Source organism: Mycolicibacterium sp. CBM1, from assembly GCF_054073305.1.
In genome coordinates this window covers 23,456-48,026 of record NZ_JBSXPP010000025.1, presented here as the reverse complement: position 1 = coordinate 48,026, position 24,571 = coordinate 23,456, and the positions used below count along the sequence as shown (strand labels likewise).

The window sequence follows — 24,571 nt, the reverse complement described above, 5'->3', positions numbered from 1 at the left end:
GGAGCTGCGGGTGCCGATCGGCGTGACGGCCACCGGTGTCCCGATGTATTTCGACCTCAAGGACGAGGCCGAGGGTGGTATGGGGCCGCACGGCTTGATGATCGGCATGACCGGCTCGGGTAAGTCGCAGATGTTGATGTCGATCCTGCTGTCGCTGTTGACCACTCACTCGGCGGATCGGCTCATCGTCATCTACGTGGATTTCAAGGGGGAGGCCGGCGCCGATATTTTCCGGCATTTCCCGCAGGTCGTCGCGGTTATCTCGAACATGGCCGAGAAGAAGTCATTGGCCGACCGGTTCGCCGACACGCTGCGCGGTGAGGTCGCCCGCCGGGAGAACGTGCTGCGGGACGCCGGTCGCCGCGTGCAGGGCAGCGCCTTCAACTCGGTCACCGAATACGAGGCCGCACGGCCTGCCGCCGAAGCTGCTGGAATCGATCTTCCGCCGCTGCCGACGCTGTTCGTGGTTGCCGACGAGTTCACCCTGATGCTGGCCGAACATCCCGAGTACGCCGACCTGTTCGACTACGTCGCCCGCAAGGGGCGGTCGTTTCGGATCCACATCCTGTTCGCCTCGCAGACCCTCGACATCGGCCGGATCCGCGACATCGACAAGAACACCTCGTATCGCATCGGGCTGAAGGTGGCCAGTCCGGCGGCTTCCCGGCAGATCATCGGCGTCGAAGACGCCTATCACGTCGAATCAGGCAAGGAACACAAGGGCATCGGCTTTCTGGTACCCGCTCCCGGCGCCGCCCCGATCAAGTTCCGCAGCACCTACGTCGACGGCATCTACGACCCACCACGCCCGGTGAAAGCGGATGCCGTGCCGACGGATCCACATCCACGGGTGTTCACGGCGGCAGGCGTCGAGATCGACCAGGATGTTGCCGTCGTCTCCGACCACGCTGCGGCCGTGGTGCCCAGGAAGCTGATCGCGACCATCGGTGATCAATTGGCGGCGTACGGCCCCAGTGCGCCGAGATTGTGGTTGCCGCCGTTGGACGAGCCGATTCGGTTGGCTGATGTCCTTGCCTCCGCGGGCGTCGCGCAGGGAACCTGGCGCTGGCCGCTGGGGGAGATCGACCGTCCCTTCGACATGCGTCGCGACCCGCTTGTGTTCGATGCCACGTCGGCGGCCGGAAACGTGGTGATCCATGGGGGCCAGAAGTCCGGAAAGTCCACCGCCCTGGCGACTTTCATCATGTCGGCGGCTGCCGTGCACTCTCCGGCCGAGGTGGCGTTCTACTGCATCGACTACGGCGGCGGCACGCTGCGGAGTCTCACCGGTCTTGCCCATGTGGGCAGTGTCGCGTCGCCGCTGGAGCCGGAATTGATTCGGCGTACCTTTGGCGAACTCGAGCAGTTGTTGTCCGACCGACGGTTGGCCGGACACAGCGTCATGCACTCGCGGGTATTCCTGGTGATCGATAACCTCTATGCTTTCAGCCGCGACAACACTGACCAGTTCAACATGCGTAACCCGTTGTTGGCCAGGGCTACTGAGATTGCCAATGCTGGTCTGGCCTATGGCATCCATGTCGTGGTCACCACTCCGAGTTGGCTTGAGGTGCCGCTGGCCATGAGGGACGGCCTGGGTCTGCGCTTGGAACTGCGCCTGCCAGATCCACGGGACAGCAATGTCCGGGTCCCGGGTGGACTGCGTCGTCCCGCCGAGACCGTGCCACACGACCAACCCGGCCGCGGTCTGACCATGGCGGCCGAACACTTCCTCGTTGCCGCGCCCGACCTGGACCAGATCCCGCACATCAACGCCCGCTTTCCCGGGAAAGCGGCGCCGCCGGTGCGCCTGCTTCCGGCGGCACTCGCACCGGCAGACGTGGCACCGCTCTACCGCGGACCCGAACGAGTCGTCATCGGCCTGCGCGAGCAGGATCTCACGCCAGTGGTCCTGGACTTTACCAAGCATCCGCTGCTGATGGTGTTGGGCGACAGCCGGTCCGGGAAGACCACGCTTATGCGGCACCTAATCCGCACGCTCCGTGAGTACACGACGCCAGAAGCCCTTGCCTTCACGGTCGTCGACAGACGGTTGCACCTCATCGACGAGCCGCTCTTTGCCGACAACGAGTACACCGTGAATGTCGATCGGGTGATTCCAGCGGTGCTGGGACTCGCTGCGATCATCGAGGCACGCCGCCCTCAGGCCGGGACGCCAAGAGCGGATCTGAAGACGTGGTCCCATGCGGGCCATACGCATTACCTCGTCATCGACGACGCCGACCAGATACCCGACGGTCCAGCGTTGAGCGGACCCTACGCCGGTCAGCGGGCCTGGACCCCATTACTCGGGTTGCTCCCCGAAGCAATCGATCTTGGGCTGCGCGTGGTCGTAACGGCACGCGCCTCCGGCTCGGGCCACGCGCTGATGACCAACCCGCTGTTACGACGGATGAACGACTTGCAGGCCACCACGCTGATGCTGTCGGGAAATCCCCAGGACAGCGCCAAGATCCGCGGTCACCGATTCAGCAGACAGATACCCGGACGCGGGTTGTTGCTCGACGACACCGACACCCCGACGCATCTGCAGATCGTCGATCCGCTCGTCGGATCCCGGGTCGGGGGAGCAGTCTCCGAGGATGGGAATCTGGCATGACACTTCGCGTGGTTCCCGAAGGCTTGGCGGCAATCGGCGGGGCCGTCGAGGCCTTGGCCGCTCGGCTGGCCGCCGCGCAGGCGGCCGCGGCGCCGGCGATCACCGCGGTGCTGCCGCCTGCGGCTGACGCGGTGTCGCTGCAGGCGGCGGCGAATTTCTCGGCTGCAGGAGCTTTGCATGCCGCTGCGGCAGTTCAGGGTGCGGCTGAGTTGTCGCGCGCCGGCGGCGGAGTCGCGCAGTCGGGCAACAGCTATGCCCTAGGTGATGCGCAGGCCGCGGTCGGCTACGGCGGACAGGGGGGCGACTGAGGCGCGGAGTCGTAGGTACCAAACGGCCGTATTCACACGATTGGAGAACAAGGATATGAGTCTTCTCGATGCGCACATTCCGCAGATCGTCGCTTCCGAGTCGGCGTTCGGTGCGAAGACAGCGTTGATGCGCAGCACCATCGCCCAGGCCGAGCAAGAGGCGATGGGTGCGCAGGCGTTTCACATGGGTGAGGCCTCGGCCGCCTTCCAGGCGGCGCACGCGCGCTTTACCGAAGCCGCCGCAAAGGTCAATGCGCTGCTCGACCTGGCGCAGGCCAACCTCGGCGAGGCTGGCGCGACATACGTCGCCCAGGACGCGGCCGCGGCCACGACGTACGGAGGTATGTGATGTCGCAAATCATGTACAGCTACCCGGCGATGCTCGCCCATGCGGCGGACATGGCCGGCTATGCCGGCACATTGCAGGCGGTCGGTGCTGACGTCGCCGCCGAACAGGCCGCGCTGCGGGGGGCTTGGCAGGGCGACACCGGCTTCACCTATCAGGCGTGGCAGGCACAGTGGAATACGGCGATGGAGGATCTGGTCCGCGCCTACCGGACGATGGCGAGCACCCATGAGTCCAACACGCTGGCAATGCAGGCCAGGGACCAGGCCGAAGGCTCCAAGTGGGGCTGAGTCGGAGCGGGTCGACAGCCGATGCCCGCGGCTGACGCGGTCGAGCTGACGATCGACGCGGCCTGGTACGTCGCGGAACGGACCGGCGCGGGCAGCTTTCCCTGGGTGCTGGCCATGACTCCGCCGTACCGTGACGCGCGGGAGCGTGCCGCACTCCTGGCACGTCAGGACGCCGAGCTCGCCGACCTCGGGGTTCTCGTCGGCGGACAGGTCAATCCCGTTGTACAGCAGTGGATCAGCGTGGTCTGCCGCCCGCAACGATGGCTCGACCTGCGCTACGTGAGCACGGCCATGGCTGTCGGGGACATGCTGCGTGGATTCGTTGCCCGCCGAGATGGTCAGACCGTGGTCGCGCTGCGCAATGCCCACCTGGTGACGTTCTCAGCGGTCGATGTCGTTGCGGCCTATGCGCTGACCCCGATGATCACCGTTGGGCTGCCGGGCCAGACGCCGGCATCCTTCGACGAATTCGCTCTGCCGGTTGTTGCCGGGGCCCGGGCCGACACACGGTTGCGGGACGGCGCGGTACTCACCGATGTGATGGACCAGCTGGGCATCCCAGACTCGGCTCGGCCGGTGGTGCGGGCGGTGTTCGAGGGTCCACGACACTATGTCGAGATTGTTGCCGGTCACCATGTCCACGCGCGGCCGGTGACCACCGAAGTGGGGATAGCCGTGGTGGACACCGCTGTTGGGCGGGTGCTGGTCAGTCCGACCAGGGCATACGACGGGCAATGGGTATCGATGTTCATGCCGGGCAGCGACTCAGCGATCACCCGCGCCCTCGCCAATCTCACCGCGTGTCTACCCGACGGGCAGTGGTTCTCGTCCTGTCATCCGGCCCAGGGCTGCACCACCTAGCGAATGTGAAAGAGAACGAGACATGACTGAGCTCTCCGCGACCATCGACAGCGCTGCTGTTCTGCCCATCGTGCGGGTCGCAATCCTGGCCGACAGCCGGGTCGTGGACATGGCCTTGCCGGCGCGTCTGCCGCTGCGCGAGATTTTGCCCGCGGTCTGCCGTTTGCTGCCGCCCGCACCGGTTGCGGACGGCGCAGCGACCCCGGCCGCACCAAGGCCGGTGAGCCTGGCTCTCATCGGCGGCGCTCCCTTCTCCACGGATGCCAGTCTGGAGACTGTCGGTGTAGTGGACGGCGATCTGCTTGCTCTGCAGACGATTCCAGTCGGACCTTCGGCCACCGGGTTGGTCGAGGACGTCGCTGACGCCGCCGTGATCTATTCGGCGGCGAGGCTGCGGCCATGGGGAATCAGGAACATTCGGTTGATCGCGCGCGCCGCCGTCGTCACGGTGATCCTCGCCGCGACGGTGCTGTCGGCTACATACCGGGCAACCACTGGAGGTGTCGCCGGCCTGTACACGGTGGGCGCGCTGGCCGCCGCCACCATCGTGGCCACACTGCTTGCGCGCGCACGGGCCGAGCATGTGGCCACCGAGTTGTCGGTCGTCGCGTTGGCGCCCATCGCGACCGCGCTCGCGTTGGCTGTCTCGAACGACCTGTCGGCACCTTCGGTGATGCTGGCCGCGGCCGGCGTCAGCGCTTGGTCATTGACTTGCATGATCGTCCTCGATCGACTCGTCGCCTTCTTCGCCGGATCGGCAGTGGTGGGCACGGCGATCCTGACCGCCGCTGCGGTGGCGCAGATCTGGCATCTTCCGGTGCGTACCCTCGGCTGCGGGCTGCTGGCCGCGGCGCTGCTGATCGCTGTCCGGTCGCCCCAGCTCGCGGCGGTGACGGCTCGGCTGCCGCTACCGGTCATTCCCGCGCCGGGAGATCCTGCACCGACAGCTCCGGCCATTGATGTGCTTGCAGACTTGCCCCGCCGGGTGAGGACCGCTCAAGCGCATCAGCTTGGATTCCTCGCCGGGGCGGTGGTGCTCTCGGTGGTGGGGTCCTTGGCGGGACTGTCCCCCTTGGACACCGCCGGTGGATGGGTCTGGTACGCAGTGGTCGCCACGGCGGTTGCCGCGGTGTTGCGCGCGCGGATCTGGGACAGCGTGCCCAACAAGACCTGGTTGTTGTTGCAGCCCTTCCTGGTGTCGGTGGCACTGCTCGGGATCTTCATCACAATGCGGCAGTACCTGGCCGCGTCGTGCGTCTTGGCGGTGTTGGCGGCACTGGCCGGCGCGTTCGTCGGCCTGTCGTTGAGCCCGAAGCAGGCGGCACCCCAAAGCTATTCGTTGCCGATCCGCCGCGTAGTCGGGATGCTCGCTGTCGCGGTGGATGCATCGCTGCTGCCGGTGCTGGCTTACGTCGTCGGACTGTTCGGCTGGGTACTTCAGCGATGATTCGTGCCGGTGTCCGAGGACTCGCCGCGGGATGTTCTGTTGTGCTTGTGATGAGTCCGTCGGCGTGGGCGCTGAGCCCACCCTCCGTGGACTCCGCCCAGACGCCGCCGATGGGCACCACCGGACCCATCGTGCCGATGGAGCAACGTGCCGAGTGCGTGACGACCGGCGTCATTCCCGGAACGCAACCGGGTACGGCCACAGCGCACCAACAGATGTTGAATCTGGCTGGGGCGTGGCAGTTCACCCGGGGTGAGGGGCAGATCGTTGCGATCATCGACTCCGGTGTGACACCTGGTCCGCGACTGCCCAACGTCGAACCCGGTGGTGATTACATTGCGACGACCGACGGATTGACTGATTGCGACGGACACGGTACCGCCGTGGCGGGCATCATCGGCGGTCAGCCCGGCGCCGACGCGTTCTCGGGTGTCGCCCCCGCGGCACGTCTGCTATCGATCCGCCAGACTTCGGCGGCGTATGCAGTGCGTCGACCAGATGCGGATCCGGCCGCGGCGAGTGCCGCGACCAATATTGCCACCCTCGCCCGTGCCGTTGTCCGCGCCGCGGACCTCGGCGCCCGCGTCATCAACATCTCGGTCTTCACCTGTCCTCGGGCCGACGGCGCCATCGACCAGCAGATGCTGGGTGCGGCGTTGCGCTATGCGGCCGTCGACCGGGACGCCGTCATCGTCGCCGCTGCCGGCGATGTGGGCAGCACCCAGGGGCCCGGCGGAGTCGACTGTCAGGCGAACCCGGTCAACCCGTCGGCCGACCGCACCGATCCCCGCAACTGGGAGGGTGCCACGTCGATCTCGGTGCCGTCGTGGTGGCAACCCTATGTGCTGTCGGTGGCGTCGCTGACGTCTGCGGGGGAGCCCTCCCCGTTTAGCATGCCCGGACCTTGGTTGGGGATCGCGGCGCCGGGGGAGAACGTCGTCTCCGTCGGCAACTCGCCGTCGGCAGAACTGGTCAACGGGATTCCCGGTGCAGGAGGGCGATGGACTGCGCTGAGCGGCACCGGCTACGCCGCCGCCTACGTCTCGGGGGTTGCCGCGCTCGTGCGCAGCCGCTTCCCGGACATGCCTGCCGCGCAGGTGATTCAACGTCTGCAGGCGGTTGCCCACAATGGGGCGCGCGACCCGTCGAATTTGGTGGGTGCCGGAACCGTGGATCCCGTCGCAGCCCTGACTTGGGAGCTGCCTGGACCGCAGCGCAACCAGATCGGCACCGGTCCGGCCCGAATCGCCGTTCCGTCGAAAGCGCCTGACCCCGACCACAGGCCGCGCACCGTCGCGTTCGCCGGAACAGCCGCGTTGGCTGTCGCCACCGCTCTCACCGGTGCCGCCATTGCTACGCGTAGGAGAAAGGGGCAGTGCCGGTGAGGGTCATCGGACCTGGAAGCGGCCGAATCGCGTTGGTGGTGCTGGCTGTCGTGCCCGCGGTGATGGCTTACCCATGGCGTACGGTTCCCGAACGGTGGGCGCTCGCGGTGGCCGTCATGGCGACGGTTGTGCTGTTCGGCTCGTGGCGCGGCCTGCACCTGACCACCATCGCGCAGCGCCGTCTGGGCCTGCTGCTTTGCGGCCGACGACGCACGAGGGCTATCCACCAGACAGTCGAGCACTGCGACGCCGATGCGCGCACCACCGTTGTCCTCCGGGTACTCGAGGGCAACGGCGATCTGCCCCTCGACCTGATCGCCGGATATCTCGATCGCTACGGTGTGCGTTGCGACGCTATGCGGGTGACCACCCGCGACATTTCGTCGAGACGAACCACCTGGATTGGTCTCACCATGTCGGTGACTGCGAATCTGGTTGCGCTGCAGTCGCGCTCGGTCACGATTCCGCTTCGGAAGACTGCCGAGCTCACCGCCCGCCGGCTTGCGGATCAGCTGCGTGAACGCGGGTGGATGGTCAGCGGTGGCGATCTCGACATTCCGGACCTGCTGGGGCCGCAGGCGCGCGAACACTGGGCCACGGTGGCCGACGGCTCGTCGGGCTACGTCACTGCCTACAGCGTGGTCGGCCGCTCGTTGCCCGAGACCTTGACCTCGCTGTGGGCTGGCGGATTCGACGAAGTGTGGACGGTGATCGAGATCAGTGCACGGGGCGCGGCTGCTGCGTGCGCGATCCGCTCCGCGGATCTCCCAGGGCATGCACCCCCGCTCAGCGGTTTGGCGTCGAGCCGAGGGAACCAGTGGGCCGCGGTGCAGGCTCTCAGTCCGACGTCGACCAAACACCTCGACATCCCGTTGTTCGACGCCGGTGAGCTCGCCGCGATCCGGTGGCACCAGGGCACCGCGGTGCGGACATGATGTCCGGGACCGGGGCGCAGCCGAAGCGGTCGGCACTGGCGAAATGGATTCGGCGGCTTGCCATTCCTATCATTGTCGGGTGGGTCGCGGTAGTCGGTCTGCTGAGTACGGCCGTCCCCCCGCTCGAGGTCGTCGGCGCGATGCGCTCGGTTCAGATGAGCCCGGACTTCGCGCCATCGGTGATGGCGACGAAGCGGGTGGGGCACGTCTTCGCCGAGTACCGTTCCGACAGTTCGGCCATGATCGTGTTAGAAGGTGCGCAGCCTCTCGGCGCCGACGCTCACCGCTATTACGACGCCATCGTCGGCCGGCTCCGATCTGACCGGGAACACGTCGAATACGTGCAGGACTTCTGGGGTGACCCGCTCACCGCCGCGGGTGCTCAGAGCAGCGACGGCAAGGCCGCCTACGTGCAGGTGTATCTGGTGGGTAACCAGGGCGAAACGGCGGCCAACGAATCGATCGAGTCGGTACGGCACCTGGTTCGACAGATCCCTGCTCCAGCAGGGGTGCGCGCCTACGTCACCGGACCAGCGGCGCTGGCCGCGGACGAGCAGGCAGCCGGCGACCGCAGCGCAGTCGTCATCGTCGCCCTCACCTTCGTGGTCATCACCGCGATGTTGCTGCTGGTGTATCGGTCGGTGGCAACCGTGCTGATCGTGCTCGCGATGGTACTGCTGGAGCTGGCCGCGGCCCGCGGCGTCGTGGCGACGCTGGCTTACGTCAACCTGGTCGGCCTGACGACGTTCGTCACGAACCTGTTGGTCACTTTGGCCATTGCCGCCTCCACCGATTACGCGATCTTCTTGGTCGGCCGTTATCAGGAAGCTCGGGCCGACGGCCAGGATCCTGAATCGGCTTACTACACGATGTTCGACGGCACCGCCCACGTCATCCTCGCCTCTGGGTTGACCATCGCCGGTGCGACGCTGTGTCTGCACTTCACGCGCTTGCCGTACTTCCAGACATTGGGTGTCCCGTTGGCGAGCGGAATGTTGGTGGCGGTGCTGGCCGCGCTCACCCTGGGGCCGGCGGTGGTCACGGTGGCCGCCCGTTGGGGTCGCTTGGAACCCAAACTCGCCACCAGAATTCGGGGCTGGCGCAAGGTCGGCGCACTGATCGTCCGTTGGCCAGGACCGGTATTGGTTGCGACCAGCGTCGTAACGCTGGTCGGGCTGCTGTCGCTGGCAGGATATCGAACCAATTACAACGAGAGACGCTATCTTCCGCCTGACCTCCCCTCCGCCGCCGGCTACGCCGCTGCCGAGCGACACTTCTCCAGCGCTCGGCTCAATCCCGAAGTGTTGCTGATCGAGACGGAAACCGACCTGCGCAACCCCGCTGGCTTCCTGTTGATCGACAAGATCGCCAGGAATGTCCTGAACCAGCCCGGGATCAGCCGGGTGCAGACCATCACCCGGCCCGACGGAATGCCGTTGCAATTCAGTACGATTCCAGCGCAGCTGAGCATGCAGGGAAGCGTGCAGGTACTGAACCAGAGCTATCTTCAGGACCGGATGAAAGACGTTCTTGCGCAAGCTGACCTGATACAACGCAGCATCGACGCCTTGATGCGGATGCAGGCGCTGATGACCGAGATGGGCACGACCACGCACGACGTGGTCGGCAAAACCAAAGCCATGGCCGACGATGTCCGGGTGCTGCGGGACAACATCGCCGATTTCGACGATTTTTTCCGGCCGGTCCGCAACTACCTGTACTGGGAGCCGAACTGTTTCAGCATCCCGGCGTGCGCATCGGCGCGGTCGGTGTTCGACGCCCTCGACGGAACCGACGCGTTGACCGGCGACATCGACGCCATACTGCCCGATCTGGGCCGCATGGATACCCTCATGCCCCAGTTCGTTCAGCAGTTCCCTGCTCAGATCGAGACGCTCAAGCGGATGAAGGCGATGCTGCTGACCCTATACGCCACCCAGGACGGGCTGTTGAAGCAAACGGCGGCAATGCAAAGCGATCAAGCGGCAATGGGTCAGGCGTTCAACGCTGCACGTAATGACGATTCGTTCTATCTGCCCCCGGCGGCGTTCGACAACGACGAACTCAAACGTGGGATGACGGTCTTCCTCTCCCCGGACGGTCACGCCGTCCGGTTCATCATCATCCACGAGGGCGACCCGCTCACTCCCGACGGCATCAAGCACATCGACACCATCGAACAAGCGGCCAAGCAGGCGTTGAAGGCGACGCCGTTGGAGGGCTCGGCCATCTCCGTCGGCGGTACCGCTTCGGTGTTCAAGGATATGCAGGAGGGCAACAACGGCGACCTTCTCATCGCTGGAATCGCGGCGTTGGCACTGATTTTCGTGATCATGCTGATCATTACTCGAAGCGCTGTCGCCGCGACGGTGATCGTCGGCACGGTTCTGAGCTCGCTCGGTGCCTCATTCGGCCTGTCCATGTTGATATGGCAGTACCTCATTGGCGTCGAACTGCACTTCATGGTGATGGCAATGTCATTGATCATCCTGCTGGCGGTTGGAGCGGACTACAACCTGTTGCTGGTCGCGCGGTTCAAAGAGGAGATCCACGCGGGCCTGAATACCGGCATCATCCGGGCAATGGGCGGCACCGGTTCGGTGACCACCTCAGCGGGTGTGGTCTTCGCCATTACGATGATGTCGATGGCGGTCAGCGAGCTCAAGGTGGTCGCCCAGATCGGTACGACGATTGCGGTGGGCCTTCTCTTCGACACGCTGGTGATCCGGGCGTTCATGACTCCGTCGATCGCCGCATTGTTGGGTAAGTGGTTCTGGTGGCCGCAGGTGGTGCGATCCCGTCCGGTTCCGGCGCCCTGGCCCGACGTCACCGGCGCACCTGAGGAATCGGTTGTGTCCGTGCCGGAAAAGTCCTAGCCGAACTCGACAAGATTCGTGGGCGCCCGGAAACGCGCAAGAGCGGCAGACCGGTAGACGAATGAGGCTGCGCGCCGCAGCATTGCGCCGCGCGCCGGTGGCATCGGTAGCTCGCGAACCGCGCGGACTCCGGGCAACGCTCGGAGTTGGTCGTAGTCATCGGCGGTGAACCAGAACGGCATGGGCGGCGCGGTGTAGTGCTTACTCACCTTGATACCGCGGCGGATAGAGTACGCGCTGAGGAACTGAGGAACGCTGTCGAAGATCAGCGTTGCACCGGGAAACCGGCTGGCGCACTGTGTGATGAGGTCGAACACCGAGTCACGGTCGAGGTACTGGAACAAGCCCTCCGCGGTGATCAACACCCCATCAGTGTCGTCAACAACGTCCATCCAGGACGGGTCGAAAGCGGACTGAGCGCGATGATGAAGACGGTCTGACGGTGGCAGCAACTGCCGGCGGAGGGCGACTATCGGTGCCAGATCGATCGACACCCAGGTGATTGCGCCGTTGTCGAGGCGCCAGAAACTGGTCTGCAGTCCCTCGGCGAGGGCGACGACGGTAGCACGAGGATGTCCGACCAAGAACTCACGGGAAGCGATGTCGAAGGCAAGGGCTCGCAGTGCGGTGGCTTGATGGGTCCGACCGAAGTGGTGGAAATCGTAGCCAAGACGGTCGCGCAGGGTGATGGCCATTGGATCCGCGATGATCCCGTCGGGCCGCGCCGCTTCGGCTGCGCGCTGATACAGGGTGAGCAAAGCCGTCTTCGATATCCCGTCTAGAAAGCGAGCGTCGATCACTGGCATGGCACACACCGTACTGGTGTCGGCTGGTGCGCATCGGCGAAGAGCGGCAGGAACTTTCCGGCACCGGCATACGACTATCCGTCGAACAAGGTGCGTCGGCCTGAGGAGGTGGAGTGGTGACAGCACCGGTCTGGATGGCCGTTCCGCCAGAGGTGCACTCTGCTCTGCTCAGCGCCGGACCAGGACCGGGGTCGCTGCTGGCTGCCGCCGCACAGTGGCAAGAACTCAGTGTCACCTACAGCGCCGCTGCGGTCGAGCTGACCCAGTTGTTGGCCGACGTACAGACCGCCCATTGGGAGGGGCCGAGCGCCGCGCAATATGCGGCCGCCCACATTCCCTATCTGGCCTGGCTGGAGCAGGCGTCCGTTGCCAGCGCTGCCGGGGCCGCGGCACACAATACGATCGCCGCGGCCTACGGGGTTGCGCTCGGTGCGATGCCCAGCCTGGGCGAACTGGCCGCCAACCACGTTGCCCATGGGATGTTGATCAGCACCAACTTCTTCGGCATCAACGCGATCCCCATCGCGGTCAACGAAGCCGACTACGTTCGTATGTGGGTTCAAGCCGCTGAGGTGATGGCCACCTATCAGGCGGTCGCGGCAGCGGCGGAGTCCGCGATTCCGCTCGCCGAGCCCGCTCCGGCCATCCTCGCACCGGGCGCCGAGGCGGTCGGCGCGGCGCAGAGTGCGTCGAACTGGCTCAGCCAGCTCATCAAAGACATCACCGACTTCATCGCCGATCCGTACAAGTACTTTCTGGCATTCTTCGAAGACCTCGGATTCAGTCCGGCGGCCACGCTGTTCCTCACCGCAGTCGCGGCAGTTGTTTACGAGATCCTCTGGATTCCTTACTACGCTTCCTACGGCCTTCTCCTCCTGCCGTTCTTCCTGCCCGCGTTGAGCGCACTGAGCGCGTTGAGCGCGCTCGCCCTGCTGTTCACCGGCGACCCGCAAACCGACCCGCTTGCGGCTCCCGCGGACGCCGGTGCCGGCGCGAGTGGCGATTCGCCGGTGAGTGCCGGTTTACCGCTGGCCCCGGCAGCGGCGCCGAGCCCGGTCCCCCAGGTTGCCAGCCCGAGCCCGACGACCCCCGTGTCATCCGCGGGGAGTGGGCCGGCACCCGCATTCGCACTGAGCTACGTCATTCCACCGCTGCCCCCACCGCCGGTGGCGACCGGTCCCGAATCCCAAGCCAAGGCCGGCGATTCGATGAACGAGGCGGTCGCTGCCATCGCTGCCGCGCGGGCCGCAGCCGCCGCACGCGGCCGCCGGCGGGGGAGCGCGAAGATCGGTGCCGGGACACACGGATATCGCTACGAGTTTCTCGAGGCGCCTGCCTCGACACCGGCGGCCGCGGTCCCTGAAATGCCACCGATGCCCAGCACCGCGAGTAGCCAGGGTGTTGGGCGCATCGGCTTCGCAGGAGCTGCCACCACGACCGGAGCGACCGCATCGGGGCTGAGACATCTGTCCACCGACGGCGAATCGAGCTCGGTTCCCATGCTTCCCGCCGGTTGGGACTTTGGCGAATCCGAGAGCCAGCGTCGTGAATAGCCCGCTGCGATCGCCGCTGGACAGCCGGTCGCCGGAACTGGCGGTGACCGACAACGAAATGAGAGAGTAGATGACACTCAACGTCAAGGGTGCGGGCCTAGGTGCGCAGATCACCGGGGTCGATCCTGAACGTTTTCGCGACATAACCCGCGACGAGATCCGAGATGTGGTCTACCGCAACAAGCTCGTCGTGCTCAAGGACGTCCACCCGTCCGCCGAGCAGTTCATCGAGCTCGGCCGGATCATTGGCGACATCGTCCCCTACTACGAACCGATGTATCACCACGAGGATTACCCGGAGATCTTCGTATCTTCGACCGAGGAAGGCCGCGGCGTGCCGCGGACCGGCGCGTTCTGGCACATCGACTACATGTTCATGCGCGAACCGTTCGCCTTTTCGATGGTACTTCCGTTGTCGGTGCCGGGGCAGGACAGGGGAACCTACTTCATCGATCTGAACAAGGTCTGGCGGTCATTGCCCGCCGCCAAGCAGGATCCGGTGCGAGGGACGCTCAGTACCCATGATCCACGTCGTCACATCAAGATCCGTCCTTCCGACGTGTACCGGCCGATCGGTGAAGTGTGGGCCGAGATCTCCGAGACCACCCCACCCATCAAGTGGCCCACTGTGATTCGGCATCCAGACACGGGCGACGAGATCCTTTACATCTGTGCGTCGGGCACCACGACGATCGAGGATGCCGACGGCCGCATGCTCGATCCGACGATCCTGCAGGAGCTCATGCTTGCGACCGGCCAACTCGATCCCGACTTCGCGTCGCCGTTCATCCATAGCCAGCATTACGAGGTAGGCGATATTGTGTTGTGGGACAACAGGGCACTCATGCATCGAGCCAAGCACGGCATGGCGTCCGGCACCTTGACGACATACCGGCTGACCATGTTGGACGGCCTTGCGACTCCGGGCTACGCCGTATGAGCACCGCTGACGTGGCCCCGGTTCATGGCATCCGTGCGGCTACCCGCCCCATCCCCGAGGACCTGCTGGTCAGGGTTTTGGAGCCGTACGCGTACAAGGGATGTCGCTATCTTCTCGATGCCGACTACCGGGCCAGCGCAGACTCGGTGTTCGCGGTGGGCAACTTCAGCATTCCCGACTCGTCCTACATCCGTAGCACCGGGCATTTCAACGCCGCGGATATGGTCATCTGTTTCAATCAGATCGCGTACAGCGCGTTCGCGCCGGCGATCCTCAACGAGGAGATCCCAGCCTTGGTCGGCTGGTCGATCGAGGACTATTTCGACTATCAACTTCCCAGCATGCTGATCAAGTCGGCATCATCACGATTCAGGCGTCCGATCAACGCACAGCGGTTCTCCGCCCGCCTGCTTTGCGAAGACTTCGAGGTCGTCGAGCGGAATTGGCGCTACCTGAAGGTGCCGTGCCGCATCGAGTTCTGGGATGACGACGGTGGTGCTGCGTCGGGTGAGATCGAACTGGCCGCCCTCAACATCCCGTGACATACGATCCAGAAAGCGGTTGCCCACCAGTGCGATCCCACCCGCAGACCGTCCTGGACAGGATCCTCGGACAGGCCCAGCGACGGCCGGACGCCGTTGCCCTGCGCCGATGCGACGGAACCGGCACGCTGACCTACCGCGACCTGGCCGCCGAGACGCGACGGTTGGCTGCCGAGCTCGCCGCACAGTCGGTGACGCGGGCCTCGCGGGTGTTCGTGTTGTCGGACAACGGCCCCGAGACCTACCTGTCGGTGCTGGCTTGCGCAGAGCTGGGCGCCATCGCGGTGCTGGTGGACGGACGGCTTCCGTTGGCCACCATGCGGCGATTCGCCCAGATTGCCGATCCCGCGGTGATTCTCGCCACTCCGGGCAGTCCACTCAGCATTGCCGAACTTGCCGGTAGCCTCGGTTCCCTAGCCGTTCTCCGTGTCGCCCCTGGTGCCGGCGAGGCGGACGCTGCGCGGCTGCGCGGCCTGGACATTCGCGGTGGTGTAGCGGATCTTGGCGCCGACGATCCACTGGCGATGATCTTCACCAGTGGAACAACCGGCGAGCCCAAGGCTGTGTTGTTGGCCAACCGTACGTTCTTCGCGGTGCAGGACATCTTGCACGCGGACCGGCTGGACTGGGTCGACTGGGTCGTCGGGGAGACCACGTACTCGCCCCTGCCGGCCACCCATATCGGTGGACTGTGGTGGATCATGACGTGCTTGATGCAGGGTTGCGTGTGTATCACCGGCGGCGAGAACACGGCGTCGCTGCTGAGCATCCTGATGGACAACGACGTGGCGACGACGTGCGTCGTCCCGACTCTGTTGTCACGATTGGTCGCCGACGCGCGGGCCACCGGAGCGACGATGCCGGCGTTGCGTCTTGTCGGGTACGGCGGGTCTCGGGCGATCGCGGCGGATGTGGGCTTCATCGAGGCGGCCGGAGTCAAGACCGCCCAGGTGTACGGTTTGAGCGAGACCGGCTGCACCGCACTGTGTCTGCCCACCGAAGACGGTTCGATCACCAGGATCGAAGCCGGTGCCGTTGGACGTCCCTACCCTGGTGTCGAGGTTCATCTCGACGCCGACGGCAGCGGCCCGCCGCTCGGCTCGGATGCCGCCAGCCCGGCCAGCTCTGGAACACTGTGGATCAAGTCCCCGGCGAATATGTTGGGGTACTGGAACAATGCGGACCATACCCGGCAAGTTCTGGTCGCGGGCTGGGTCAATACCGGTGACATCCTGGAACGCCATGATGACGGCTTCTTCTATATCAGGGGCCGATCCTCGGAGCTGATCATCTCCGGCGGAGTCAACATCGCGCCCGACGATGTCGACCGGATCGCCGAGAGTGTCGAGGGTGTTCAAGAAGCCGCATGCTTCGAGATTCCCGACGCCGAATTCGGGGCGCTGGTCGGTCTGGCTGTGATCCCGTCGACCGCGCTGGACGAGTCGGCGACCGGCACACTCAAGCAGCGGATAGCGGCCGCCTTCAGGCGCGAGGCAGAGTCGGTCGCCAGACCGTCAACGATAGTGATCGTGACCGAGGTCCCCCGCACCCAGTCCGGCAAGGTCATGCGGGCATCCTTGGCTGCGAAGCTCGGGGCGTCGGCCCGTGGCTGAGGCCGTGCGGGACGCGGTCGTCGCGGCCGTCTGTGCGGTGCTGTACGTCGACGCGTCGGACTTCACCGACGGCGACGAGACCGACCTCCGGGACCTCGGCCTGGACTCGATTCGCTTCGTACTGTTGATGAAACATCTGGGTGTGCAGCGTGATTCCGAGATACCACTGCGGCTGGCCGACGTGTTGACGGTCGCGGCGTGGGTCCCCATTCTGCAGGACGTCCGTGACCGGGCCTGACGGGGGTGAGCTCACGGGGATCCCGCTGTCGCGGTCCCAACAGAACATCTACAGCGGGGTCCTGCAGGACGGCGACCCTGCGCTGTACCTGGTTGCCCGCCGCTACCAGTTGCGCCGGCTGCAGGTGGCTGTATTGCGGTCGGCCTTGCACGCCACCATTCTGAAGAACCCGGTGCAGCTATGCGTCCTGCGGCAAACGTCTCGTGACGGTGCTTACCCTGACCTGGTTCCGATGCTGTGCGTCGATGACATCGTCAGTGTTGTTCACGATGCTCAGAGCCGTGTCGACGACGGAGCCGGTCAACTGCAACGCGGGTGGGTGCACAGCATCTACGGTGTCCCACTTGTTCGGTATGTGATTCGAACTGATCGGGACGGGTATGCCTGCGGCCTCGATGCATTTACCCATCACATTCTGCTCGACGGTGGCGCCACGGGGATCATCGAGGCCGACTTGGGTGACTATCTTTCCGCTGGATGCCCCGCAGAAATGCCTTCTGTCGCAGCTGGTGTGGCACAGGTGGCCGCCGCGCATCGGCGTGAGACGAGCAGAGTGCAGGACGCTCATCGGCGGCTCACCGAGACGCTGCGTGGCGAATTGTCCGCCGATGCCCGGCTCTGCTACGGACAGAATTCGGCGGAGACATCTGCGACGGCAACTAGAGCAGTCCGCAGGGATTCTGTGCGACTCGGCGGCGCCGGGTACGCGTCGTTGGTCGATCTGAGTGAGTCCACCGGGATCCCGCTGAACGTTCTGGTCGCAACTGCTGCCGTCGCCGTCGATGCGAGTACCCGGCACAGCACGGCCAGTCTCCTGATCCATGCGACCGACAATCGGTTCGGCGAGCCGGATCTTGACGTCGCGACCTGCCTGGTCAACTCGGTGCCGCAGCCGACATGGTTCCCGCCTTTCGCGTCGGTGCACGACGTGGCCCGGATTCTGGATCGGGGATACGTCCGGGCGATGCGCCGAAAGTGGCTCCGGGAGGAGCACTATCGCCGCATCTACCTGGCGGTCAACCGCACCTCGCATGTGACGGCGTTGACGCTGAACTTTCTGCGCGAACCTTGCGCTGCGTCGCTGCGTCGTCACCTGCGCGAGGCGCCGGTGACCACCGCGATCGGCCCAGTCGAGACGACAACGGTGGCATGCGTCCTCGACGACGAGGAGCAAATCCTCGACGTGACCGTCTGGACGCGAGACGATTTCCCACAGTCCGGTGTCGGGGTAGCGGGACGGATTGCCGCAGTGCTGGAAGCCATGCCGACCACCTGGCACCAGCCGTTGGCTGCGACGGTCGGTGAGTGGTTCGGTATCGAGGACGATGGCACCCGCAGCCGCCCAGAATCGGCCCGGCCCGGCCGATCCCCGTCCCCGTCCCCGATGGCGTCGCAGGCCTGGTTCCTGGACGGCACCGGCGCCGTACGCTCCGACCTGCGGCAGGGGCTTCACGTCGACGAATGGATTGCCTGGCTGGTCCGCACCGCCGTGAAGCCGGGCGATGTGGTGGTTTTCACCGACGACGACACCGACAAGACCGTCGCGCTTCTGGTTGCCTGTCACCTGGCCGGCTGCGGCTACAGTGTTTGCGACACGCCAGACGATTTGCCGGCACGTGCGAACGCGATTGCGGCTCAAGGGGAGGGCGTCTCGGCTCATATTGTCGACATTGCCGGCTGGGTGGCGACCGGTGCTCTTGCCGCCGATGCACAGGAGGTGGTGGCCCGCCGCGTTGACCATGTGGCGGCCGACCCTCAACTGGGCGCCAGGACGGCCTACTTCATGCCGACCTCCGGCTCCACGGGGCAGCCGAAACTGGTTCGGGTCTCGCACGAGTCGCTGTCGGTGTTCAGCCACGCGATCGTCCAGGCGTACGGCTGGACCGCCGAGGACACCGTCCTCCAATGTGCGCCGCTGACTTCGGATATCAGTGTCGAGGAGATCTTCGCCGCGACGCTCTGCGGTGCCCGGATCGTCCGCTCCGCAGCAATGAAAGCCGCTGACCTACAAGGATTGTCCGATGATGTCCGCGCGAGGAGAGTTACCGTCGTCGATCTGCCGACTGCAGTGTGGCATCTGCTGTGCGATGACGAACAGGCCATGGCGACTATCCGGTGCTCCCAGCTGCGGCAGGTTGTCGTCGGGGGTGAGGCGATTCGGTCCGGAGCCGTCGACCGATGGATCGCTTTGACTGTGGGGAAGAATATCTCGCTGATATCCAGCTACGGACCGACCGAGGCGACGGTGGCTTCCACGTACTTGCCGATCGTCTCCGGCGGTAGGGCCCTCGACGTGCATGCGCGGTCGAGGTTGGGCCGGCCGGTGGTCCCGGGTTCGGTGTACTGCGCTTTTGGCGAGGTCGTCATCGTCGGGGAGTCGGTCGCCTCCGGCTACCTCGGTGTCGAGAGTGCCGGCTTCGGCGTGGTGACCAGTGCGGACGGGACACGGCGGCGTGCCTTCGCCACCGCGGATCGGGTGGTTGTCGACGAGGACGGCTTTCCGGTGCTCAAGGGGCGCCGGGACGCCGTGGTCAAGGTCGCGGGCCGGCGGGTCGACACCGCCGAGGTGACGCGGCGCGTGGCCGCGGCGCTCGACGTCACCGATGTGGCCGTCGAGATCAACGACGACAGTCTCGGGGTGTGGTTCGCGACCAGCCGGACTCGCGCCGGCACGGACGACGCGGCAGCGGCTGCGCGGATCAGGACCATAGTGGGCGGCATGGGTGTCCCGTCATTCACCGTCGCTGGGGTTCCGGGCATCCCGCGGCGGACCAACGGCAAGATCGACAGTGCGACATTGCGTTCGCTATCGCCGATCAGCGGGGCTGCCCAAGACCCGGCGGTCGACGAGCGGGCGACCGGCCTCGCCATGATGTGGAGTCGTCGGCTCGGCCGCGACATCACGGCGGACTCGTCTCTGCTCGACGAAGGTGTCGGCTCGCTGGACTTGATCAGGATCCTGCCTCACACCCGCCGATATCTGGCTCGGCACATGACCATTCTGGATCTCATCAGCGCCGACACCGCCACGAATCTCGTCGCCGACATGTGCCGGCCATTCAGCTGGCTGGACGCCACTACCGCCGCCGAGATCGAACAGGACCTGGCGGCAGTGCCCGAGAAACGGTCGCGGACAGCTCGACAGCACGATCGACCCGCGCCTGGCCGCGGGCAACGACCGATCCTGGTCCTGGGTGGGTCGGGAATTCTCGGCACTGGATTCGCCGAGGCGGCAATGGATGTCATCGAGTCGGCGCCGGTGCCGGATGAGTGGGTGTTCGTCACCAGATCGCCGGTGCCCGAACGGGAGCCGTGGTTGTCCCTGCGCCGTCACCCGTCGGTGCGGCTCGAGGTTTGTCCCGGCCGATTGGGTCCGCAGGATTTGGAGCGGCTGCTTGACGACACCGACGCCGCCACGGTGGTGAACTGCATTGGCAACACCAACGTCCTGGTGCCCTACCGTGAGCTTCGGCCCGCCAATGTGGAATTGGTGTCGGTCGCCGCACAGGTCTGTGCCGGGCGAAACGCGAGGCTCGTGCAGTTGTCGACGTTCGTGGTCACCGGTGACGTGACCGCACCGCAGGTCATCGATCCGCGCGAGGCGCCCTACCCGTACGCCGCATCGAAGGCGATGGCCGAGCTGATCGTGGCCCACTCCTCTGAGCTGGACTTCACCATTGCGCGGCTGCCGCGGGTGCTCGGCCAGCCGGAGCAGATGGCGGGCGGCGCCGATATCCTCACTGCCGTTGCCGACGCTTGCCTCGCGTTGTGTGCCCACCCCGCCGTCACGGTGACCGAAGAGGTCACCACCGGACGGGCTGCGGCTCGGGCGATCCTGGATGCGCTCTCCGAGTGCGGTGCGGTGACCAAGCCGGGCCGCGCTCTCACCGTGGTGCACGGACAACCGGTGGCCTACCGGGACTTCCTCGCGCAGTCCGGCGGCGATGAACTCGACGCTGTGGACTGGAAACGACGGCTGGATGCCAGTGTTTGGGCGAGAAGAAACCCACGGCGATGGTCGGCCATCGACGCCTGGTTCACGTTGGGCATGCACTTGGGCTCGCGAACCTACGCCGAGTATCTGGGCGAGTTGTCGAGCATCGACCTCGGTCTCGGTCCGACCGCCGAGCTCAGGACGGAGCCGGTCGCCCTACCCGAATTGATGACCGCCGAGTACGTCTACCGGATGGCAACCCGCCTCCCGACCAGTGAGGAATGGAATTGACCGAGATCACCGCGGACCATGAGCGCCGAATCCAACTCGACGTCACCGGGATGACCTGCCGGATGTGCGCGTCGCACATCGCAAAGCAGCTCAACAAGGTCGACGGAGTGCGCGCTTCGGTGGACTTCGGCACCAAGACCGCCACCATCGACACCCGCGATGACATCGACACTGCCGACCTCTGCGCCGTCGTCCGGAAAGCCGGCTACGGCGCCACCGAACGCACAGCGAGTGCGATCGAGTCCGCCGGCTGCGCCGTCGGCGACAGCCGCAGCCCGCTGCGCCAGTTGATCGAATTCGTCGCCGTGCTCCTTGGCTGGCTGGGCATTCGGCGTGGTCGCACCGGCAGGGGAGACGACGCCGTCAGTTGACCCGTCGCTCCGTCGCGGTCCAGAACTGCTCGCGCAGACCCCGGCGCAGAATCTTGCCGCTCGCGTTGCGCGGGATCATATCGACGAAATGGTAGTTGTCGGGCCGCTTGAACCGGGCGAGCTTGCCGGCCAGATGTTCTCGGAGCTCGTCGACGTCGAGCCGGGCGTCGGCGTTGGCGACCACGAACGCATGAATGCACTCGCCGCGCCGATCGTCGGGACCACCCACCACCGCGCTGTCATGCACCCCGGGGTGTGAGTTGAGGGCCTTCTCGACCTCCGCTGGGTAAACGTTCTCACCCGCGACGATAATCATGTCCTTGACCCGGTCGCGGATCACCAGAAAGCCGTCCTCGTCGATATATCCGGCGTCACCGGTGCGAATCCAGCCGTCCACCACCGTCTGGCTCGTCGCGACCGAATCACGGTGGTACCCGAGCATTTGTGCCGGACTGCGCAGATAGACCTCGCCCGATGTCCCGGCCGGCAGCTCGGTGCCCTGCGCATCGCGGATGCTCGCGCCGACGCCAGGGTAGGGGCGGCCCGCCGCGTGCAATCGGGCCCGACCTGGCCGGTGTTCTTCCGGGGGAAGGCACACAGCGGTGTTTCCGGTCTCGGTCAGTCCGTATATCTGCGCGAAGTCACACCCGAAGGTCGCGATCGAACGGGACAGCAGATCCGGGCCGATCGGAGAGCCGCCGTAGGTGATCTTGCGCACTGTGGCGAAGTCCGACTTCCTCACCCCGGGTTGGGACACCAGCATCAGCAGCATCGCTGGGACGAGGCAGCTGACGGTGACGCCGTGGTCGCGGATCGCCGTCAGGGCCTCCGCCGGGGTGAATCGCGGGATTATCACACTGGTCACGCCGCTGTTGAGCGCCTGTGTGGCCCACCACATTCCGCCGATGTGAAAAGCGGGCAGGGCGACCAGGCTGACGTCGTTCTCATGCCAATCGATCCAGTCGAGCCCGGCGCTGTCCAGAAGTTCCCGCACCGCCACAAAGGTTCGGTGAGCGAGCACGACTCCTTTGGGCCTGCCGGTGGTCCCGCTGGTGTACATCTGCACGATCGGACTGTCCCGATCCACGGTGATGGCGGGCTCGGCACTCCCGTCCGCACGGTCGCGCCAGGACGCGAAGTCTGCCAGGCCGACAACGCTTTCCCCCGCGACATCGGTCCGGTCGGTCACCACGAGGCGGGCTTCGGCATGATCGACGATGTAGTTCATCTCGTCGGCGGTCAACCGCCAATTGACCGGAACCAGCACGGCGCCGATCCGTGCACAGCCGTACAGCAACTCATAGAGCACCGGCGAGTCCTTGGCCACGTGGACCACCCGGTCACCGCGGCCCACACCTGCCGCGGCGAGTGCCTGGGATACCGCTGTCGCGCGTTGGGCCAGTTCAGCGAACGACACCCGGGTCGCCCCGAAGATCAAGGCGCAACGTCCCCCGTCGGTCCGCGCCGTCCGCTCGAGCGTGGAGACGAGGTCGAAATGGGCTCGGGTCACGGGCTATTCGTGGGCAGGTCCACCAACACGATCTCGAGCTCACCGACGGCGCTGCCCACGCCGTCATCGGAGAACTCGATGGTGGTCTGCAGGGCCAACAACGGGCGCGACCGGTTACGGAACTCGACATCGGTGATGGTCAGGTCACCGCGATAGGCCCGAGCATTGATCGGTTGCCGGAACCGAGTGGCAATCTTGCTGATCAGGATCGAGGGCAGCTGTCGTTGCCAGTAGTCGTCCATCGTCCAGCCCGCCAGCTCCGGGATCAGGTCGTCGCGTACCGACGCCGCGAGGGTGTAGTAGAAGAGCTGGTTGTAGGAGATGATGAACTCGACCGCGTTGAAATGCCCCGTCTCCTCGATGTAACAGGATCGGGCGAATCCCATTTCGCCGCTGCCGATCACGACGCCTTCGCACCGCTGTACGGTCGCTCGCTTGAGGTAGACGGTGTCCTTGCTGACATAAGGCGCCATCGTGCGGCTGAGCAGGACGTCGTCGACGTGGCGGTATTCGGCAGGCGGGTGTTGGGTAGATCTGGTCATGCTGCGACCTCCGCTCCGAGTGGGTATTCGTCGGTGACGGTCACGCGGTAGGACTCGCTAGGTTCGTCGTTCGGGTTATGCAGGGCTCGGTGGATCAGTGTCCGGTTGTCCCACAGCACGAGGTCGCCGAGCTCGTAGGACTGGACGAAGATATTGGGGTGCGCATACGACTGGTCGAGTTGCCCTGAGCAATCAAGCAATTCGTCCACCAGGGTGGTCGGCAGCGGGTTGCCGTAGGCATCTTCGATTGCGTAGGTGAATGCCTCGGAGATGTAGAGGATGCGTTCGCCGGTCACCGGGTGAACGAGCACGGTCGGCCACTTCTGCGGTGGGGTGACACGCTCGATGTCCGCCAGAACTTCGCCGATCGGACGGTACACGTCCGAAGGGCGGATCTTGACGTACCGGCGCGCGCTGTGTCGGCAGTAGGTATCGGCGATCGTCTCCTTGAGCCGAGGGGGCAGACGCTGGTAGGCGGTGGCCATATCGATGAACCGAGTGCCGCGTGTCCCGGTGGGTAGCTTCTGCGGGTAGAAGAGCGTGAACGCGAAGGGTTCGGGCATGAATTGGTAATCGGCATGCCAGAACCCGCCGGTCTTCGGCACGCCTATCTGCCCTTCCGGGCGGCTGAGATTCGACGAGACGAAGATCAGTTCGTTTTCCGGGTGGTGATACATCGGCTCGTAGTAAGAGATCGGCGTGCCGAACTGTCGGCCCAGTTCGACGAATGCGGCCGGCTTCAGTTCCTGGGCTTTGAGAATGACGACTTTGTCGGTGTAGATGCGCTGCTTGATAAATCGGATGTCGCTCGGACTGGCTACCGCTGCATCGAAGCCGTGCACCTCGATTCCGCCCTGGTCACAGGATCGTTCGGTGATCTGCATGGCGATTCTCCCTCTGTTTAACGGCGAGATTCAGGCGGCAGGTGCGGGCGGTCACCACCCTCCGACTCATAGGTCGCGCTATTGGTCGTCGTTGGCGGTTGATTAGTTCCCGGCGATTCCGAAGTCGGCTCTTCGCATTACCGGTGCTCATTCCGGACGGCAAAAGCGGACTGCGGGATATGGATTGGGAAGCCCATAGTCAGGCGTCGGTGGGTCTCGTATTCCCGGCCCGGCCGACCTCGACGTCGCGGTCGCGCAGCGGCGCCGATCTGGGCCGTG

General features: G+C 65.4%; 20 protein-coding genes. 16 read left to right on the top strand and 4 right to left on the bottom strand.

Features of this window, described 5'->3' with window-relative positions:
* From eccCb to ACXDF8_RS24730, 9 genes are all read left to right on the top strand, one after another.
* Positions 1 to 2,620 (top strand): type VII secretion protein EccCb (gene eccCb, locus ACXDF8_RS24770; RefSeq protein ID WP_457225915.1); only part of this gene is annotated, 2,620 nt, incomplete at its 5' end.
* Positions 2,617 to 2,928 (top strand): PE domain-containing protein, encoded by a 312-nt coding sequence (locus ACXDF8_RS24765; RefSeq protein ID WP_457225914.1) that lies wholly within the window; start codon positions 2,617 to 2,619, stop codon positions 2,926 to 2,928. The genes eccCb and ACXDF8_RS24765, both read left to right, overlap by 4 nt.
* A 55-nt stretch (positions 2,929 to 2,983) precedes the next feature.
* Positions 2,984 to 3,277 carry a WXG100 family type VII secretion target gene (locus tag ACXDF8_RS24760; RefSeq protein WP_457225913.1) on the top strand — a complete coding sequence of 98 codons (294 nt, stop codon included), beginning with the start codon at positions 2,984 to 2,986 and terminating at the stop codon, positions 3,275 to 3,277.
* Positions 3,277 to 3,564 carry a WXG100 family type VII secretion target gene (locus ACXDF8_RS24755; protein WP_457225912.1) on the top strand — a complete coding sequence of 96 codons (288 nt, stop codon included), beginning with the start codon at positions 3,277 to 3,279 and terminating at the stop codon, positions 3,562 to 3,564. Before ACXDF8_RS24760 ends, ACXDF8_RS24755 begins: the two co-directional genes overlap by 1 nt.
* A 21-nt stretch (positions 3,565 to 3,585) precedes the next feature.
* Positions 3,586 to 4,425 carry an ESX secretion-associated protein EspG gene (locus ACXDF8_RS24750; RefSeq protein ID WP_457225911.1) on the top strand — a complete coding sequence of 280 codons (840 nt, stop codon included), beginning with the start codon at positions 3,586 to 3,588 and terminating at the stop codon, positions 4,423 to 4,425.
* 22 nt (positions 4,426 to 4,447) lie between these two features.
* Positions 4,448 to 5,872, top strand: a complete 1,425-nt coding sequence (gene eccD / locus ACXDF8_RS24745) for a type VII secretion integral membrane protein EccD (RefSeq protein ID WP_457225910.1) — start codon at positions 4,448 to 4,450, stop codon at positions 5,870 to 5,872.
* The gene (mycP, locus tag ACXDF8_RS24740; protein WP_457225909.1) at positions 5,869 to 7,257 is read left to right on the top strand and encodes a type VII secretion-associated serine protease mycosin; all 1,389 of its coding nucleotides are present in this window, start codon (positions 5,869 to 5,871) and stop codon (positions 7,255 to 7,257) included. Before eccD ends, mycP begins: the two co-directional genes overlap by 4 nt.
* Positions 7,254 to 8,192, top strand: coding sequence for a type VII secretion protein EccE (gene eccE / locus ACXDF8_RS24735; protein ID WP_457225908.1), 939 nt, complete (start codon positions 7,254 to 7,256; stop codon positions 8,190 to 8,192). The genes mycP and eccE overlap by 4 nt, the downstream gene beginning before the upstream one ends.
* Positions 8,189 to 11,068 (top strand): MMPL/RND family transporter, encoded by a 2,880-nt coding sequence (locus tag ACXDF8_RS24730; RefSeq protein ID WP_457225907.1) that lies wholly within the window; start codon positions 8,189 to 8,191, stop codon positions 11,066 to 11,068. The genes eccE and ACXDF8_RS24730 overlap by 4 nt, the downstream gene beginning before the upstream one ends.
* On the opposite strand, the gene ACXDF8_RS24725 is transcribed toward ACXDF8_RS24730, so the two are convergent.
* Positions 11,065 to 11,874, bottom strand: a complete 810-nt coding sequence (locus ACXDF8_RS24725; RefSeq protein ID WP_457225906.1) for a class I SAM-dependent methyltransferase — start codon at positions 11,872 to 11,874, stop codon at positions 11,065 to 11,067. The two genes, ACXDF8_RS24730 and ACXDF8_RS24725, sit on opposite strands and share 4 nt — an antisense overlap.
* A gap of 134 nt (positions 11,875 to 12,008) precedes the next feature.
* Between ACXDF8_RS24725 and ACXDF8_RS24720 the strand changes: the two genes are divergently transcribed.
* From ACXDF8_RS24720 to ACXDF8_RS24690, 7 genes are all read left to right on the top strand, one after another.
* Entirely contained in the window at positions 12,009 to 13,427 is a 1,419-nt protein-coding gene (locus ACXDF8_RS24720; protein ID WP_457225919.1) for a PPE family protein, read from the top strand.
* A 70-nt stretch (positions 13,428 to 13,497) separates the two neighbouring features.
* Positions 13,498 to 14,367, top strand: coding sequence for a (3R)-3-[(carboxymethyl)amino]fatty acid oxygenase/decarboxylase (gene scoE, locus ACXDF8_RS24715; protein WP_457225905.1), 870 nt, complete (start codon positions 13,498 to 13,500; stop codon positions 14,365 to 14,367).
* Entirely contained in the window at positions 14,364 to 14,909 is a 546-nt protein-coding gene (locus ACXDF8_RS24710) for an FcoT family thioesterase (protein WP_457225904.1), read from the top strand. Before scoE (ACXDF8_RS24715) ends, ACXDF8_RS24710 begins: the two co-directional genes overlap by 4 nt.
* A 29-nt stretch (positions 14,910 to 14,938) precedes the next feature.
* Entirely contained in the window at positions 14,939 to 16,522 is a 1,584-nt protein-coding gene (gene fadD10 / locus ACXDF8_RS24705) for a fatty acid--CoA ligase FadD10 (protein WP_457225903.1), read from the top strand.
* A gap of 4 nt (positions 16,523 to 16,526) precedes the next feature.
* On the top strand, positions 16,527 to 16,760 hold the full coding sequence (locus ACXDF8_RS24700) for a phosphopantetheine-binding protein (protein ID WP_457225918.1): 234 nt from the start codon (positions 16,527 to 16,529) through the stop codon (positions 16,758 to 16,760).
* Entirely contained in the window at positions 16,747 to 20,985 is a 4,239-nt protein-coding gene (locus ACXDF8_RS24695; protein ID WP_457225902.1) for an AMP-binding protein, read from the top strand. The genes ACXDF8_RS24700 and ACXDF8_RS24695 overlap by 14 nt, the downstream gene beginning before the upstream one ends.
* Positions 20,982 to 21,356, top strand: a complete 375-nt coding sequence (locus ACXDF8_RS24690; protein WP_457225901.1) for a cation transporter — start codon at positions 20,982 to 20,984, stop codon at positions 21,354 to 21,356. Before ACXDF8_RS24695 ends, ACXDF8_RS24690 begins: the two co-directional genes overlap by 4 nt.
* Here ACXDF8_RS24690 and ACXDF8_RS24685 read toward each other — a convergent pair.
* The 3 genes from ACXDF8_RS24685 to scoE (ACXDF8_RS24675) are packed head-to-tail and all read right to left on the bottom strand — an operon-like array spanning position 21,349 to position 24,292.
* The gene (locus tag ACXDF8_RS24685) at positions 21,349 to 22,866 is read right to left on the bottom strand and encodes an AMP-binding protein (protein WP_457225900.1); all 1,518 of its coding nucleotides are present in this window, start codon (positions 22,864 to 22,866) and stop codon (positions 21,349 to 21,351) included. The genes ACXDF8_RS24690 and ACXDF8_RS24685 overlap by 8 nt on opposite strands.
* Positions 22,863 to 23,408 carry an FcoT family thioesterase gene (locus ACXDF8_RS24680; protein WP_457225899.1) on the bottom strand — a complete coding sequence of 182 codons (546 nt, stop codon included), beginning with the start codon at positions 23,406 to 23,408 and terminating at the stop codon, positions 22,863 to 22,865. Before ACXDF8_RS24680 ends, ACXDF8_RS24685 begins: the two co-directional genes overlap by 4 nt.
* Entirely contained in the window at positions 23,405 to 24,292 is an 888-nt protein-coding gene (gene scoE, locus ACXDF8_RS24675) for a (3R)-3-[(carboxymethyl)amino]fatty acid oxygenase/decarboxylase (RefSeq protein WP_457225898.1), read from the bottom strand. Before scoE (ACXDF8_RS24675) ends, ACXDF8_RS24680 begins: the two co-directional genes overlap by 4 nt.
* Positions 24,293 to 24,571: the final 279 nt, after the last annotated feature.